Origin of the sequence: Paenibacillus typhae (genome assembly GCF_900099765.1) — a bacterium.
Classification (GTDB): domain Bacteria; phylum Bacillota; class Bacilli; order Paenibacillales; family Paenibacillaceae; genus Paenibacillus_AQ; species Paenibacillus_AQ typhae.
In genome coordinates this window covers 31,622-45,936 of sequence record NZ_FNDX01000025.1, presented here as the reverse complement: position 1 = coordinate 45,936, position 14,315 = coordinate 31,622, and the positions used below count along the sequence as shown (strand labels likewise).

Here is a 14,315-nt window from a genome sequence, read left to right as displayed (position 1 = left end):
AGGAGCAGACTTGTGAAAACATTGATAAGAGCGCCCGGGCTGGTGCTGCGAATTCTCATCTCGGTGCTGCTGATCGTCATCTTCCTGACGCCGTTCTACTGGATGATCCTGACCGCCTTCAAAACACTGGGCGAAGTCCTGGCGATGCCCCCGAAATTCTGGGTCCAGTCGCTGCAGTGGCAGAACTTTAAGGATGCTTTTACCCGGATAGATTTCCTGCATTATACGCGCAACTCCCTGATTATTACGCTGGGAACGCTGATTGGTCAGGTGCTGGTGGTTGTTCCGGCGGCTTATGCGTTTGCGAGATATGATTTTAAGGGGAAAAACGGGCTGTTTGGCACCGTGCTGGCAACAATGATGATCCCCGGACAGCTGATCTTTCTGCCAATCTTCGTGATGTTCGCGAAGTCCGGGCTGCTGAATACTTATGTGTCGCTGATTGTCCCTTTTATCGCCAGCGGTACGGCTATCTTCATGCTGCGTCAGACGTTCATGCAGGTTCCTGACTCCCAGCTCGAAGCTGCGCGGCTCGATAATGCCGGAGAATTCAAAATCATCTACACGATCATGATGCCCGCCGCGATTCCAACCCTGTCTACGCTGGCCCTGCTGACGTTTATCGGGACGTGGAACAGTTACTTTTTTCCGCTGGTGTGGACGACGACAGATGCTGTCCGGACGTTGCCGCTCGGTATTCAGAGGCTGCAGGATATTGAGGGCTTAAGCCCGCAGATTGTCATGGCCGGTAATATGATGCTGATTGTGCCGATTTTGATCGTATTTGTGGTGGCGCGCAAGCAGATTATTAAGGCGTTTACTTACATGGGAGTGAAGTAGCGGTAGCGTCCGCAGGCTCCCGTGCTGATCCATAGCTTCAGCAGTACACATTAGAGAAGTTCCAGGAGGAGAAGTGGACAATGAGTATGTGGAAAAAGAAAGTTCTGCCGCTGGTGATGACAGTTCCTGTAACAATGGGGTTGGCTGGTTGTGCGCAGACTGACGCTGAAGTATCGGCTGCACCGTATGAAAAGGGGGATGAAACCATTCAGCTGCAGTTCTGGACCTCCGCTGTCGAAGAGGTGAACCAGGCGCTGGTGGACCAGTTCAATGAAACCAAAGGTGCCGAGCTGAACATCCATGTTAACGCCGAGTATCAGGGCGATTACTGGGAGATGCAGCAGAAGGTGAATGCCGCGGCCATTGCAGGCACGCTGCCGAATGTATTCGTGGACGAAGTGGCGATGACCAAGGGTTTTGCCGACAACGATATTATTGTGAACCTGGAGCCTTATATTAAGGCTACGGATTTTGACCGGTCTGATTTTCAAATTGGAGATCTGGGCAACCTGTACGTCGGTGAGGACCTGTACGCTTTCCCTCATATGAGAAGTGTGCCGGTGATGTATGTGAATAAGACGCTGGCGGCAAAAGCGGGACTTAATGCGAACGGCCCTGCTACCTTTGCCGAGCTGGAGGCATACCTTCAGGCCGCCCATGATGCTACCGGAGAACCGCCGATGTACCTGTTCAACTACGATTTCTGGGTGATGGAGGCGCTGCTGCATTCCTATTCCGGGACTACAGTTGTTAACGCGGAAGAAACGGAATCAAATATCAACAGCGAAGGCGCGGTTAAGCTGATTACCTTCATTGAGGATCTGGAGTCCAAAGGACTGGTCAAGGTGCTGGGCGTTACTGATTCAGATGCTTTCTATGCCGCGATTGCCAAGCCGAGTACGGCACTTATCTTTGCCAGTATCGGCGGCTACAAAACGTTTGCAGGGATGGCACAGCAGAGCGGGCTTGAGCTGGGCGTGTCCATGATTCCAACAGGAGAAGACGGTAAGCGGGGTGTGCCGGTGGGCGGCTCCAATACGTACTTGGCTAATACCGGATCAGATCAGGAAAAAGCAGCTGCCTTCGAATTCATGAAATGGCTGTCCGATACCGAGCAGGCTGCTTATGCTTCTGCCAACACGGGCTACCTGCCAACCCGCCTGTCTTCACTGGACACGGACCTGATGAAAGAAACGATCGCGGCATTCCCCGGCTACCAGGTAGCTTCCGACCAGCTCGAATTCAGCAAAATGCGTCCAATGACCGGCGCATACCACGAGATCGAGGACCTGATGGGCGGCCGGATTAACGAGATCTGGCTGGAGAACCTGAACATCCAGGAGAGCCTGGATAAGCTGGCTGAGGAAGTGAATGTGATTTTGAATAGGTAGGTTGAGTGGGGTTTACAAGATGAATATAAGAGGGGAAAGCTTCTGCTGATTTTTGGCGGGGGCTTTTTTGTAAGTATATGCCTATTAGACACCGGGAAGCGTACGGTTAAGACAGCAAAATTGGATATATAAGAGATTGGGGACGGTCATAAAAATGTACTTGCACCAAAAATATTTATCATATGTCACTTAAAGGAGCACAGTAAATATGGCGAGGTATTAATACTATTTTTATTGTTGTAAAAAATAAAATCTAAAAAATATATATAATGGGAAAAAGTAATATATTAGTAACATTATTTTACAACAAAATACTATATACTACCATTATTAGACATTAGAGGGGGTGTTTATACTTCATTCGTCATAGCAGATTTTAGAGTTGAACGTATGTATTACTATTTGTGGTTGGTTAATTACCAATACCAAGGAGGAGATTAGAATGAAAGCAGGAAAAAGTATGAAGTACATTACTGTTGGCCTATCAGCGTTCATTTTACTATCATCTAATGTTGTAACGGTGAATGCCACTGAAATTTTCACCTCAGGTGTGCCAAAAATTGATTTGGAGACAATAAAATTTCAAATACCAACTTCTTTAGAACCTGGAGCAATATTGACCTATGATGTCGAGCAAGAGCCTACTATAACATATGATACAAGTGCAGTAGATCATGCTACTATTAAAAGTAAACCAAATCTTTTACAAGCAGAAGTTCCTGATATAGAAGGAAGAGCAGCTGAAGATGAGTTTTTCAAAACAGTGGCGGAATCTGTTAAGAATCTGCCAGTGACTGACCTAGGGTATGATCTTCCTGAACCATCCCCAGGAACTGTAGTTATTTATGGATCTGATGGACATATCAACCGTATTTATCAGGATGAGAATATTGGTTCGAAACAAGCTATTGTAGCAGCTGACATTCCAACGTCGACAGTTCCTTATCCAGGACGATTACCAGCTGGGACATACACATACGGTTCAGGACAAAAAGTAATTATTTCAGCAGGTGCAGTAACCGGCGAAGGAAGATTTACTGTTTTTCGTGCTGGTGTAGGGGGATCTGGGACAGTGGGATCAAGTAACAAAGTATTGGGAGCAGGAGATGTAGCAACCAAACGGCAGATTGATAATGCTGTCCATGGAACACCAATCACTGCTAGAGCACTGGATACCAATATTGTTAAAACGGTATATAAAAACGATATAGGCTCACTTCCTGATGCTGTACTTGACAACTATTTCTGGGGTTGGAATAATGTTCAGTTTGGTTATACTTACAGTGATATTCTATCATTTTCAGGTAGATATTATTATCAGTTTTAAAATGTCTGGACTATGCCTATGGTTTTGTCCCATAGGCATAGTTAATAGTAAAAACGGTTATGAAGGAGGAAGACAAATTGAAAAAAGAAGCAAAGCTTTTATTTTGTTTGATATGGATATCAATGCTACTCATTTCTTGCGATTCTCAGGACGCTTCAGTTACAATTACTAGCACACCGGGTTCCAGCCCACAGGTTGAATTCACAACAGCGCCCTATATAGCAGATTACATAACAATGACATATTCACAGTACGCAACAACGGATGATAACGGAGCCATTAAGACTCAAATTTTAAGCTATGAGCCGGATACTAAAGAAATGAAAAAGGTATTTGAATTTGACTACACAGCTCAATATCCGTTGGGCTTTTATGATAAGTCTAATGAAAGAGTGTATTACACCCAAAGGGTAGACACTGAAAAAGATTACGGTGACCAGATATTTGTCAGAGATTTAGCGGAGGGAACAAGCATTCAATTAACGGAAAGCTTATTTGCAGTTAACTACATGATTCCTTCGGGAAACCAGCTGTTCTTTGTGGCTAATGTGAAAGGGGAGCAGGCTATTCGATTAGGAGCTATTGATCTTAATACCAATGCGATGACGCTTTGGGGTGATGAGGATATGCTTGTAGAGGCGATAACCCTGGATCTTATGAATCAGAAAATCTATGTCTCTGCCTACTCGTTAGAACAAAGAAATTATAGTCAGACCCATCAAGACGGACCAGCAGGTCAGAACAATTTTAAAATGCCAACTTATACGGTTTATGAAACAGATTATGACCTGAAAGAGAAAACTAAGCTGTTTAGTAAAAATTACTGGATTCGTATGCTAATGAATACAGATGGACATGTTTATGCGTTTTGTGACAAGGAGTACAATAAGGGCCAAGACCCTTCTACAGTTGTGGATTATGACATTGCTATGAAAACAACGAATGAGACCAAGTGGGGGACTGTAAGGCTGCAAAGAGGGGAAGCCAATTACTCAAGTGACGGAAATAAAATATATGCGATAGCGATTGTTAAAAACAAGCGTGGTTTACATGAATACAATGTGCAAAGTAATACTTTTACTGCACTATTTACGCCTGAGGACGGGTTTATTAATAACATCCAGGTTGTGAGGGGAAATCACTAATACGTTTTTTTAGTACAACTTGAAGAGTGGACCAGGGGAAATCCCCTGATCCACTTTTTTGCCTACCTAAGGCTCAATTCCCCACACCAGCTGACCGCTCACATAACCGGTGACTTTATCATGGTTGGCGAACTGGGTGCCGGAGGCCTTGAAGGAGTAATCGTCGGCCTGATTGTAGTTGGACCAGTCGGTTTTGGAGAACCGGGTCTGGATTTCTGCGCTCTGACCGGGATTCAGCGTTCCTGCTGCACTCGTAAAGCCGATCTCCAGCGCATAATCCGCTCCGGCAACCGGGGTTGCCAGCTTCACAAAATTAGCGGTGACATTTGCGCTTCCGACACTGGCCCAGTCACTCCAGAAGCTCTGCGCTTTGTCACCGTCGATGGTGTAGTAATACCGGAGCTTCACGTCACTAAGCTGGATCGCGGAAGTTCCGTTGTTGATGACTTTAAATTTTGGTGAAATCCCGTTGGTGGAGGCACTGGTGTTGCCGTTGAAGGCCTGGATCGTCAGGTTTCCTGACGGTACGGTAACACTGCTGTCTGTCACATTTACAGTTAAAACGGCATTATTTCCAGAGTTAAAATGAAAGGTTATCACATGCTGGCCGACCGGCAGTGTGGCAAGATACGATTTTTTCAGAACAACAGCAGTGCTTGTTGCCGTATACTCCTGGCCGGAGGCAAGCGCAGCCGTTCCTTTGGTCACACTTGTCAGCAGATGCCCGTTCAAGGTAAGAGCTACGGAGACATCCTGCTGCAGGGCTGCTGCTTTGTCAAAGGCTGCAGTTACCGGCGAAATTGAAGCGTCCAGGCTCGGCCCCGGCGTTGTATCAATGATTTTTACCTTCAGGACAGGGTCTTGTCCCTGATTGAAGTCCAGCACAATGGAATGCTCGCCAACCGGCAGCTGGGCCAGGTACGCTTTTTTCAGAGTCAGCGTATTTCCGTTCAAGGTGTAATCCTGGGTTGCAGTCAAGGCGGCAGTGCCTGCCCGAAGAGCGGTCAGCGTATTGCCGTTAGGGTTCACGGTTATGGCTTTGTCACTCTGATTAGGCGTGTACTTGTCGAACTCGACGTTTGCTGGTGTGATGGATGCATTTGGAATGGGATTGTTCACACTCAGGTCAGGCAGCTCATCAAGGGTAATGACATAATGGCTCTGGTAGAGCGTTGTCAGGGTCGCCGGATAATTAAAAGCGGAACTCATGAGATGTTCGCCGTACCAAGGCAGGAAGTAGAGCCAGCCGGATTTTTCCTCGGTCAGGTTTTTTACACTCGGGATGGTGTCGTTTTCCGTCATCGCTACCATTTTGGTACCGCCGGTTAACCCGACCAGCTGATAAAAAATCGAAGTAATCGCATCCTCATTAGGCACGCCGGACAATCCGTCATAACGGTTGTAGATCGTATTGTATTTATCGTAGCCGACCAGATCGACCTGGGTCTTGCCCGGGTACCATGCCGGAGAAGTGCTGTATACATAGCTGTTGTAGGTCCAGATCAGGTTGTGCAGGCCGTACGTTTCGGTAAGTCTGGTGTAGAGCTGATTCCACAGCTGCTTGTAGACCCCGGCGCCAGCCGATGCCCACCAGAACCAGGCGCCTTCCCCGTTCAGCCCGCCGTTGCCCTCTGCCTCATGGTAAGGACGGAATAGGACAGGAACATTGTTATCCTGCAGAATCAGCAGTTGTTCCGCCAGATCATCGATAGCCGCCATCACATACTGATATTCCTTGGTGCCGGGAACGACTGCATTAGCTGTATTAAAATTGGTTTCTGTCGGCTTGTAGGTAGCTTTCTTCCAGTCTACGAATTCGCCGGCCTGATAGGCAGTGAAATCACGGGGCACGTTGATATGCCAGGAGGCGGTTGCGATCCCCCCGCGGTTATTGACCCAGTCGATCATCCGGCTCGTTGTTCCGTCCTCCCAGCCATACAGCGGATTGTAGTTCATAAAATCAAAGCCGCGGATGGCCGGGTATTTGCCGGTCAGATTGTGAATCCAGTCGAACTCAAGCTCGGCATTGCCGTCATTCCCGCCGCCGTAAATCTCCTGCTGGCCGGAGATAATATGATTACCGTAAACCTCTGTTAAATAGTTCATCAGCAGCTGTGTTTCCGGGGTGGCCTGGGGATCAGAGAGGACAGGCTGCACATCCAGAGGATCGAGATCAGCATAATCGACAGTGAAGGTATCGAAATAGGCGAAGCCCCAGCCTGCCTTGATCTGGAGGGTGTTGACACCCTGGTTCAGCTTGTGGAAGCCGAAATCGAAATCCTTCCAGGTGGTTGTGTAGGGCAGCATATACGAACCTTTGGTAACGCCGTTTACGTTTAAAGACTGCTGTCTGCCGTCAGCGCTGAGCTCCTGCATATACCGGGTACTGATGGAGTACATGCCGGTTTCCGGGACAGTGACTGAGAAGGTTAATGTGCCGGAGTTCTGCATCCAGACAAAGCCGCTTCCGGAGTAGCCGGGCTTGGGTGTTCCGTAAATCTGCGTAACTACCTGGAGGTCGGAGCTGAGCTGGGCATTTTCGCTTTCAATCGTGTACAGCGGGGCTTCTGCATGAGCGGGGGTAATCCTCACCATTCCAAGCAGCAGAGTAACTACGAGCATCATTGCGCCTGCTTTTTTGACTAAATCTTTCATCGTCATCTTCCTTTCCATAATGAAATAGGATGAATAACTTATAGTCTACTGATTCATGATGGCGCTTTCATAGTGAATATAGCATATGTAACAAAATATGTAAATATATGGTGTTGTGAAATATAATGACAGATTAGGGCCCTTGAGATGCTGTTTTGCCATGGTATAATACGGCTAGCCGGTTCGATGAATCCGATCAGCGTCCCGTTTTTTTTGGAATGGACAAACTATAAAAGCGCTATTGAGGCTACGTTCGGTACAGCAGGGATTCAGTAACGATAAAGAGAGGAATGAGGCTAGGACATGAAGCATCCTTTTCATTTAAAAGCGGTATGGAACGGCGGGCGTAACAGTGAGGGGCATATTGACGCAGGCGGGCTCAAAACAGTCATTTCGATTCCGCAGGAGATGGGCGGGCCGGGGACAGGTACGAATCCTGACGAGATGCTGCTGGGGGCAGCGGCCACCTGTTATCTGATTACGCTGGCGGCGATGCTGGAGCGTTCTGATATTACACCTCTGGAGCTGACACTGGAGTCCGAGGCGACCGTGGATGTGACGAACAACGTGTTCACGTACGAACGGATCACGCATAAGCCGCGCATTGTGCTTAGAGCAGATGTGACGGAGGCTGAGCTTGCGAAAACAGAACGGCTGGCGCATAAGGCCGAGCAGTCGTGCATGATTTCGCGGGCCGTGGCGGGAAATGTGACGATAGAGACAGTGCCTACTATTGTAACGGCAGAGCCGGAAGCGGTGTAAATGAAGCGGAATGAGCTGTCTGATGGAGCTCTTTGTTGATCAGAATACATTTAGGTGGAAATTCGCCATCTAATTCTCTGATAAATTCCGATATCAGGAAACTAATTGGAAAAACGCCACTTAATTTCGCCGGAATAGCCTTCAGAGAGGTGAATTGACCCAAATAGATGACCTTTTTCCAACTAAATGATGTAAATATCGAAAAGCACTGAAAATAAGTGACGAAAATCCAACTAGTTTAATGAGATCCCTAAAAAAGACGCCTGCATCAGGACAGATAAGTCCTGCGCCTGGCGTCTTTTTGCTGCGCACATAGTCAGCTCCGCGGCAGCCTGCTCCCATATCTTGCCCGCAGCTGCTGGAGCTTGTCGAGCTTCTTCAGGCTGCGGTCCTTGCTCAGCAGGCCGACGCCGAGAATCAGATTTTCGATAATGTAGGTGGGTCCGACCATCGAATGAAACTCCCACACCTCGCCCCGCCCGGCATACAGCACAATATCGGCATCCTGCGAACGGGGATAGACCAGCCTGTCGGTAATCAGGATAACGAAATAGCCCGCCTCCCGCGCATAGTCGAGGATAACATCCGTTTCGGGCAGCAGCTGGACGAAGCCGAAGACGAGCACGACATCCTTTTTGCCGGCATGCATCAGGGACTCCATCAGCTCATGGCCGCTGGGTGCCATCTTTTTCAGATTCAGCCCGTAGCGGGCCATCCGGTAAGACATCAGCTCAGCCAGACCGGCACAGGGGCCGGGGCTATAGATGTAAATATGTCTGGCAGCGGACAGGGCGGCTACAGCACGCTCCAGGTGGGCTTCGTTCAAATAGCGGTTCGTCTCCTGCAGGTGATGTGAGGCTACATCCAGCAGCATTTGCGGGAGGGAGCTGCCGCCGGTCCGCTGCATGGCATCGCGCATTTTTTCGGACGGGGTGGACTCGAAGCGGAAGCGCAGGCTATTCTTGAAGTCCTTGGCGTGGCGGTAGCCGGCGGCTTTCCAGAAACGGGAGACCGAGGCGATGCTGATACCCAGCTCGTCGGCCATTTCCTGCTCGGTCATGTAGAGGACGCGCAGCTCATTCTTTTGAATAAAATCGGCAATCACCCGCTGGTTCGGGGAAAAGGGACGGCGGTTCCAGTCCTTATACATAGGCAGTTGTCCTCCTGGAATGATGATGCTTCTCCACTATAGCCTGCCAGTGTGATGTAAATATTTTTACAGCGTTAAAAAACATGGAAAAAAGATTACACCCTCTTAACAAACGGGAAAAGCTGTGCTGACACGCTCTTTCTATACTTAAGTTAAATTCTTGAAGGGGGCCATTACGAAATGAGTACGTTAAAAACGCGCTACACGCTGACCCAATCCCAGAAAATGATGATCTTCGTGCTGTCCATGTCGCTCTACGGGTTGTCGAACATGTTCACGGAGCTGATTCCAAGTGTCCAGCTGGGGCCGATTGAGCTGTCGGTTGAGTATTTCGCCTTCATTCCGCTGACGCTGTGTATGCTGTTTCATCCACTGTATGCGGCGGTAGGGGCTGCGGTTGGCGAGGTGATCTTCGGTGAGCTGATGCTGGGGCAGTTCGGCGGGCTCGGTGAGCTGGAAAAGTTCATTACATTCTCACTCGCGATGTATATCGCCGGCCGGATGGTGTCCGATCCCAAAAACCGCAGGCAGGTCGGCATCGCGGCGATCAGCGGGGTGGCGATTCACCAGTTCTGCAGCTCGGTTATCGACATTGCCAAGGTGTGGGTCGGTGTGGAGGAGCTTGAGGCGGTGCAGGGGCTGGCGGAAAGTATCGTCATCATCGAAGGTGTCGGTTTTCTGAATGATGTGCTGTTCTCGGGCATTTTGTTCGCGCTGCTGCCGACGATGTATCTGGTACCCCGTCTGTACGGTAAAATCGAACCACTGCTCGGCATGAAGCCTCGCGAACGGAATATGCAGTATGCTTCCGGGAGCAAATCGTGGCTGTCGCCGAAGCTGCTGGGCGGCGCCGTTCTGCTGGCCCTGATTGCGATGGGGGCAGAGCTGCTGTCCGAGTCAGGCTGGAGCATCGGCGAATTCGAGCTGCCGGGGGCAGAGTCGCATGAAGGGCTGCTGATCTGGATCAGCATGCTGGCTGCCGCTGTGGTTGCAGCAGCTGTAATTGCGGTAGTCCTGCGGAAGGCTTCGCGCAGGCGGCAGGAAGCGGGGCAGCTGGATGGATAAGCCGCTGCTGGAACTAAGTAATGTGTCATTCACCTATCCCGGTGCGGAACAGCCGGTGCTGCAGGAGGTTTCGTTCACCCTGCAGCAGGGGGATTTCGTGGCGGTCATCGGCAGCAACGGCTCGGGCAAATCGACACTGTGCAAATGCTTCAACGGACTGATTCCGCATTATTATACGGGAGACTTTGAGGGGGAGCTTAAGCTGCTGGGTGAATCTGCAGAAGGAAAGCGGGTCAGCGAGCTGTCCCGGCATATCGGCTATGTGTATCAGGATTTCGAGAATCAGCTGGTCCGGCCGACGGTGCTTGATGATGTATGCTTCACACCGCTGAATTACGGGCTGGCCGATTACCGGGAGCGGGGGCAACGTGCGCTGGAGCTTACGGGCCTCAGCGGTCTGAGCCGCGAATTCATCTGGCAGCTCAGCGGCGGGCAAAAGCATCTGCTGGCCCTTGCCGGGGCCCTTGCAATGGACCCGGACATCCTGGTCATCGACGAGCCAGTGGCCCAGCTCGATCCGCAGCATGCACGGCAGATCTATGAGATCCTGCGCCGGCTGAATGAGCACCACGGCAAGACGATTGTGGTGATTGAGCATCACGCAGAGTTCATTGCGGAGTACTGCCGGTCGGTGGTGCTGATGGACGGCGGGCGGCTGCGCTGGCAGAAGCCGGTCCGTGAAGCGCTCACCTCGGTGGAGGAGCTGCTGGCCTTAGGGATCTATCCGCCCGATGTCACCCGGGCGGCCTGGCTGCTCCAGCCGGACCGGCAGGCGGCGGGGAATTATCCGCTCAGCTGTGAGGAGGGGCGGGCATGGTTTGGGCGGCGGACAGCTGCTGTGAATGCCGCTGATCCTGCTAATGCCTGGTCTTTCGCTGCCGCTTCTTCAGATGGTGCTCCGGCGGTTCCGACAGGCGCCGCAGCCCGTGCGGCAACGGAAGCCGCGGTCAATTTATCCGCTGCAGAGCCGATCGTCCGCATGGAGCAGATCCGGCTCTCATACCGGACGATACACAAGACGCTTCAGCCGGTGCTCAGCGGCGTTAATCTGGAGCTGTACGCCGGAGAGCGCGTAGCGCTGATCGGCAACAATGGAGCGGGCAAATCATCGCTGATGAAGCTGATTGCCGGCATCACTGTTCCGACCGGCGGTACAGTTCAGGTCAAGGATATTACCGTGAACGGATTGCCGCCGGAGCGGCTGTCGGACATCGTGTCCTATGTGTTCCAGAACCCCGAGGATATGTTCATCGACGATTCGGTGCGCGGGGAGATCGCTTATTATCTGAAAGCGAGAAAGCTCGCAGATATGGACGCAAGAGTGGAAGAGATGCTGCAGGCCTTCCGCCTGCAGGAGCTGGCCGAGCGGGATGCCCGGCTGCTCAGCGGCGGGCAGCAGCGCCGGGTGTCGCTGGCGATTGGCGCAGCCGTCCGTCCGGCAGTCATGCTGCTGGATGAGCCGACTGCCAATCTCGATATTTCGACCAAGCAGGAGATGACCCGGGTGCTTGAGGCGCTGCGCGGTCATGTCGAGACGGTTGTCATCGCTACGCATGACATGGCCCTAGTGGCCGAGTGGGCCAGCCGGATCATCGTGATGAGCGAAGGCCGGATTATAGCCGACGGCGATAAGGAGGCTATATTTTCAGACGGGCAGCTGCTGCGGCGCGCCGGGCTGGCCGAAACCCAGCTCATGGAAATGAGCCGGCTGCTGAACCTGCCGCAAATCTGCAGCAGCCTGAAAGAATTCACTGCTGCGGCGGGAGGGAGAAAGGGGGAGCTTGTACATGGTGGAAGCCGTTAAACGGGCGCTGGGCAAAATCTCTGTTGAGCACATCAAGCTGGAGCTGCTCGGCACCGCGTATAACAGCAGCAGCACGTTTCTGGGCAGGCTTGACCCGCGGATGCTGCTGATCTGGTACTTATTCTTTGCTATTACGCCGTGGTTCGTTTATAACCGCACCATCCTGCTCGGAATGTTTATCTTTATGGTAGTTACGACGGTATTGTCCAAGGTCAGTCCGTATATTGTATTTATCCTATGTCTCGGTTTGGTCAGCCAGATCGGCTGGATGTTCCTGCTGTCGCTGTTCTTCGGCGGAGGCGCCGAATCGCTGCTGCCGATGCTGACCCTGACGCTAAAGCTGTCGGTCATTTCACTGGCAAGCATCACGGTTTTTTCCAGCCTTGACCCTGAGCGCCTGAGTGACGGATTATCTGCTCTCGGCGTTCCGGATGCCTTTGCCTTTAGCCTGTCGTATGGCTACCGTATTCTGCCGACGCTGCTGGAGGAGTTCCACCAGATTCTGCTCTCGTTCAGGCTCAGGGGGCAGCGGCCGGCGAAGCACGGGTTTCTCTACCTGCGAACCGCCGCGTATTACCTGCGGATTCTCGTGCTGGTCTTCTATCCGCTGATGCTGAACACAGCCAAGCGTTCACGCACCACGGTTGAAGCGCTGGAGACCAGAGGCTACACCTATGCCGTCAATAACCCCAAGGTCAAAAAGCTGCGTCTGTCCTATCTGGCCATGCAGCGCAGGGACTGGCTGTTTGTTGCCTTCTCCGCTGTATATATCAGCCTGCTGTTCCCGCTGGGAGCTTCTTTTCCCAATCTGCTATATTAATCTGCTCTATTAACCCAGAAAACTAAGGAGTGTCATCCCTATATGAAAATAGATCTGCATACCCACGGCAAGCTATCGAAGAAATCCGCTTTCTCGGAAGAATACTTCCGTGAAATGGTCACGGAGGCGCTGGCGAACGGCCTGCAGGCGCTGGCACTGACAGAGCACTTCAACACCTCCAATTTCTTCGGGATGTACGAGACGCTGGACCGGATGTACCCGTACAACGGACATTATTACGAGGCTGACGGCCTGCGGATTTTTCCGGGCATGGAGGTCGATATTGCCGAGACCGGCCATATCCTGCTGATCGGACTAAAAGAGGACATTCTGGAAGCACGCTGCGCCCTTGAAGGCAATACACTTGAAAACTCCTTTATCCCGTTTCGCCAGCTGCTGGATTTGGCCGACGCACACGGTTTATGGAAAATCGGTGCCCACCCGTTCCGTACCTCAACGCCGCTGCATCATCTGGACCCGCAGCTGCTGACACGGCTGGACGCTTTTGACTTTAATGCCAAGGATATTTACATGCAGGGCGAGCAGCCGTACCGGGCACTGATTGAACCGTTTGCGGCGCGCTTAGGTATCCCGGTCATTGCCGGCAGCGACAGCCATCAATGCCTGCAGTACGGCAGCGTCGTGAACCGGCTGGAGCAGGACTGCTCAACCGTTGCGGAGCTTAAGACAGCTATACAGCAGGGCAGATATACCATTGAAGTGTCTCCGTGCCTGACCACGAAGGTCAAAGGCTCGGTCATGATGAAGAAGCTGCTCAAGCAGATGGCCGGAGAGGCTCCTTCGAGGGATGAAGCAGCGGCAGAGTCTTTTTTTGATAATGCATCGTTTCAGCATGAAACAGTCTGACGTTCATACACTTGTCGCCATACGTACTTTAGCTGCACTTTGTGCAGCTAAAGCTGGCGAAATCCTGGAGCAGTTATGTGGATGATTCGGGGGAAAACCGGCTTTTTTGTTGCACGAAATGCAGTTATATGAAGCATTCCTCCACGTAAGGCTCGTTTCTTTTTAAGCGTATGGTACATCAACAATTCATCATATTCCCACACACTCTAACCTCACCTAACTTTCACTCTGCGTAAAATAACCTCTGCCTCCAAATTCATATACTGGATAAATTGGATTAAATGGATGAAATTTATAATGAGTATTTAACGTTGAACACGTTAACAACGATCTTGCCGATTTGCTGTCATGACAGCCCCATCCCTGGTGAAAGTCCTTGTATCCCAATGAAGCTATGTGCTACAGAGCATAAATCTGCTGCATGAGCGCTTTTTATTTTATTCATATCATATATAGTTCCTTAGCCATGAACATTAACCAATCCTCCCG

11 protein-coding genes are annotated in these 14,315 nt (G+C 50.9%); 9 read left to right on the top strand and 2 right to left on the bottom strand.

Annotation, left to right across the window (positions count from 1 at the left end; genetic code table 11):
• Positions 1-12: 12 nt before the first annotated feature.
• From BLR64_RS18875 to BLR64_RS18860, 4 genes are all read left to right on the top strand, one after another.
• Positions 13-840 carry a carbohydrate ABC transporter permease gene (locus tag BLR64_RS18875; RefSeq protein WP_244157766.1) on the top strand — a complete coding sequence of 276 codons (828 nt, stop codon included), beginning with the start codon at positions 13-15 and terminating at the stop codon, positions 838-840.
• Positions 841-920: 80 nt separating this feature from the next.
• The gene (locus BLR64_RS18870) at positions 921-2,231 is read left to right on the top strand and encodes an ABC transporter substrate-binding protein (protein WP_090716467.1); all 1,311 of its coding nucleotides are present in this window, start codon (positions 921-923) and stop codon (positions 2,229-2,231) included.
• A gap of 442 nt (positions 2,232-2,673) precedes the next feature.
• Positions 2,674-3,558 carry a hypothetical protein gene (locus BLR64_RS18865; protein WP_090716465.1) on the top strand — a complete coding sequence of 295 codons (885 nt, stop codon included), beginning with the start codon at positions 2,674-2,676 and terminating at the stop codon, positions 3,556-3,558.
• Between the two features lie 77 nt (positions 3,559-3,635).
• Positions 3,636-4,703, top strand: a complete 1,068-nt coding sequence (locus BLR64_RS18860) for a TolB-like translocation protein (protein ID WP_244157765.1) — start codon at positions 3,636-3,638, stop codon at positions 4,701-4,703.
• A 66-nt stretch (positions 4,704-4,769) separates the two neighbouring features.
• On the opposite strand, the gene BLR64_RS18855 is transcribed toward BLR64_RS18860, so the two are convergent.
• Positions 4,770-7,358 carry a glycosyl hydrolase gene (locus BLR64_RS18855; protein ID WP_090716463.1) on the bottom strand — a complete coding sequence of 863 codons (2,589 nt, stop codon included), beginning with the start codon at positions 7,356-7,358 and terminating at the stop codon, positions 4,770-4,772.
• A 303-nt stretch (positions 7,359-7,661) separates the two neighbouring features.
• Between BLR64_RS18855 and BLR64_RS18850 the strand changes: the two genes are divergently transcribed.
• Positions 7,662-8,120: an OsmC family protein gene (locus tag BLR64_RS18850; RefSeq protein WP_090716462.1), complete on the top strand. Its 459-nt coding sequence runs from the start codon at positions 7,662-7,664 to the stop codon at positions 8,118-8,120.
• Positions 8,121-8,436: 316 nt separating this feature from the next.
• Here BLR64_RS18850 and BLR64_RS18845 read toward each other — a convergent pair whose 3' ends face one another.
• A complete protein-coding gene (locus BLR64_RS18845; protein WP_090716460.1) occupies positions 8,437-9,270 on the bottom strand; it encodes a MurR/RpiR family transcriptional regulator in 834 nt (277 codons plus the stop codon).
• Positions 9,271-9,450: 180 nt separating this feature from the next.
• Here BLR64_RS18845 and BLR64_RS18840 point away from each other — a divergent pair, with 180 nt between their 5' ends.
• The 4 genes from BLR64_RS18840 to BLR64_RS18825 are packed head-to-tail and all read left to right on the top strand — an operon-like array spanning position 9,451 to position 13,826.
• A complete protein-coding gene (locus tag BLR64_RS18840) occupies positions 9,451-10,335 on the top strand; it encodes a DUF8171 family membrane protein (RefSeq protein WP_090716458.1) in 885 nt (294 codons plus the stop codon).
• Positions 10,328-12,139, top strand: coding sequence for an ABC transporter ATP-binding protein (locus BLR64_RS18835; protein WP_090716456.1), 1,812 nt, complete (start codon positions 10,328-10,330; stop codon positions 12,137-12,139). Before BLR64_RS18840 ends, BLR64_RS18835 begins: the two co-directional genes overlap by 8 nt.
• Positions 12,123-12,959 (top strand): energy-coupling factor transporter transmembrane component T family protein, encoded by an 837-nt coding sequence (locus BLR64_RS18830; RefSeq protein WP_090716454.1) that lies wholly within the window; start codon positions 12,123-12,125, stop codon positions 12,957-12,959. Before BLR64_RS18835 ends, BLR64_RS18830 begins: the two co-directional genes overlap by 17 nt.
• A 42-nt stretch (positions 12,960-13,001) precedes the next feature.
• The gene (locus tag BLR64_RS18825) at positions 13,002-13,826 is read left to right on the top strand and encodes a PHP-associated domain-containing protein (RefSeq protein ID WP_090716452.1); all 825 of its coding nucleotides are present in this window, start codon (positions 13,002-13,004) and stop codon (positions 13,824-13,826) included.
• The last annotated feature ends 489 nt before the right edge of the window (positions 13,827-14,315 follow it).